We start from the raw sequence: 614 nt of genomic DNA, 5'->3' as shown, positions 1-614 counted from the left end.
ACGCAAATCTACCATATCGCCTTCCTTCTTTCGTTCCATCCATCGCTGAGTAAAAGGCAGGCAGCTCGCGCCGCCTCGCATGGCAATCTTCAAAACCCGTGCCATGTGGGCCGATCGAGCCGAAGGAAAGATCTTTTTGGTTGGGTTTCAGAAAGTTACTCCGAACCACCACAGGAAACTGCCAAACAAACCTAATGTCGCCGATCAGACAAAGCCGACAGACGGTGTCGTGATGGCATCACTTGCACCGCTAGGTCGACCGCGACTATCAGCAGGACAACGGATCCGAAAACTGGAGACAATCGCACCCAGCTCCCAATCGAAAAATGTTGAAGCTTTCGATCCTGACCTGCCGCTGACGGCGATTAGAGCCTCGGCGGTCTTGAACCGCTCCCAAACGTTGGACCACCGGATGCTAGAGTTTTCCGGCTTCATTCAGGGAGGCGGGCTGGTTGCGCCTCCCGAATTCACCAACGAGATCGGCGCCTTGTTGCCGATCGCACCATGAGGTCTTTCCTCATTGTACAACACGACGACAGAACACCCACGGGACCGAGGTTCGCGAGCTTCTGTATCCGTGGCATCCCTGGTCCGGACGGCTTGTTCACGTGCAT

General features: G+C 55.4%; 1 protein-coding gene. It reads left to right on the top strand.

The window, feature by feature from the left end:
• Window positions 1-79: 79 nt before the first annotated feature.
• Entirely contained in the window at window positions 80-508 is a 429-nt protein-coding gene (locus tag MOV76_RS40210) for a hypothetical protein (RefSeq protein ID WP_064820026.1), read from the top strand.
• Window positions 509-614: the final 106 nt, after the last annotated feature.

This window comes from Rhizobium sp. PRIMUS64, assembly GCF_023006465.1.
GTDB classification, from domain to species: Bacteria; Pseudomonadota; Alphaproteobacteria; order Rhizobiales; family Rhizobiaceae; genus Rhizobium; species Rhizobium leguminosarum.
Note: the sequence above shows the minus strand (reverse complement) of the source record. Positions and strands in the feature narration are given on the sequence as shown.

Bases quoted from the DNA above. Each gene is read 5' to 3' on its own strand.
- MOV76_RS40210 (WP_064820026.1), top strand. From the start codon at position 80: ATGGCAATCTTCAAAACCCGTGCCATGTGGGCCGATCGAGCCGAAGGA.